Raw genomic sequence first — 1,475 nt, 5'->3', positions numbered from 1 at the left:
AACCCAATAACTCAGAAACAGAGCCAAGGATATCTCCACTATTTAGTTTAGTTGCTATAGTCTCAGCCTTACTTATCACATTTTGAGCAAGATGAACAACTTGTTGGCCTTTTTGAATTTGGTTAGCGAGTTTGTAGTTACCAGTAAATTCACTGATAGTTTTAGCGTGCTCTGCAATATCGTTCATCTTTTGTCCTTATTCTTTTCTATTTTCTATATCATTTAAATAAGCGTAATACGCCAGTAAACTTAAAAAGTGCTTATTAATTCTTTGTTTTTGTTCCCAATCCTGAGGATTGTTAGCATATATATGCAAAGTTTGCTCTAATGAAGGGCGAGAATCAAGCTCTTTTTCCATCTCATATAACGCTGTTTTAAGATAGGAAATGGTTAATCCTTGTCTTGATTTTTCTGCTTGTAATAACTCTTCCTGAAGTGTTTGAATTTGCTGTTTAAGTTTGCTTGATTCAATTAGGGTTTTACCAATATTTTCATAATATCCTATTTTATCGTACCACTCTGTTTTTACTGCTTGTTCATTGCTACGATTAACGTAGATTTTTCCTCGCTCCAATAAATAAGTTGGAGAAGATAATATTTTTGTTAATTCATCTCTTATCTGAGGTGCTTGTTGATATTTTGCCACATAAAAATAAGTAGCACTCCCACCTAAAATTAAGCCAAATATCAAGAAAAATAGAGATGTTAGGCGAGTTTTTCTTATAGTCTTTACAGGAATGTCATCTTTTTTAATAGGTTTACCCTCTTCTTTTTGAGCAGAAATGATAGAGGGTGACTCATTAAAAATAGGTGGTGTTGTTTCCATTTTTAATGGAGGATTATCCGTTTTAATTTCCGTTTGCTGAGTGGGTTTTAACGAAGGTTTAGGTAATGAAGTAGTAATGATGGGCTCAACTTTCTCAATATTCTTATCATACTGAGATGTTACTCTCTTATCAATTTGTTCATTCACTAAAATAAGTAAATTATTTAGATTAGTCGGTAAATCTGAATGCTTTTTTATCTCTTCTACAATAAGCGTCAGGGCATTACCTAAACAATAGAGATCTTTTATAGTTTGATGAGTCTGTACTTGCAGTTTAATATTATCAGCAATTTGTCGATTTAACCAATTGAGGATAGTGATTCTATTAGAAACCGTTAAAGGCCAAAGATCATCCCAATATGAAATTAAAGCAATTGCAATATTTTCAATGTCTTTTATAACTTGAGTAAAATTAGAAGATAACTGATAACGAGCGACAGTAAAATATACGAATGTTTGTAAATCAATACCATTTTCTGAAAGTAGCTGAGCTGATAATTTTTCAACGATTTTCCAATCTGTCTGTTTATCTGGTCGACTAAGATAGTTGATTTGCTCTTTTATCTGAATAAATTCATTTAAATTACTCGGTGATGTTGCAAGTCTCATTTTATATTCCAGATTATTTAATAAAAGGGGCTGTACTAGA

At 31.8% G+C, this 1,475-nt stretch carries 2 protein-coding genes; both read right to left on the bottom strand.

The window, feature by feature from the left end; genetic code table 11:
* The coding region (locus BKK50_RS11540) for a hypothetical protein (RefSeq protein ID WP_143529826.1) at nucleotides 1–187 on the bottom strand (187 nt) is incomplete at its 3' end.
* Between the two features lie 9 nt (nucleotides 188–196).
* Nucleotides 197–1,475 (bottom strand): type VI secretion system ImpA family N-terminal domain-containing protein (locus BKK50_RS11535; RefSeq protein ID WP_077418256.1); only part of this gene is annotated, 1,279 nt, incomplete at its 5' end.

This window comes from Rodentibacter rarus (assembly GCF_001998965.1).
Taxonomy (GTDB): Bacteria; Pseudomonadota; Gammaproteobacteria; order Enterobacterales; family Pasteurellaceae; genus Rodentibacter; species Rodentibacter rarus.
Note: the sequence above shows the minus strand (reverse complement) of the source record. Positions and strands in the feature narration are given on the sequence as shown.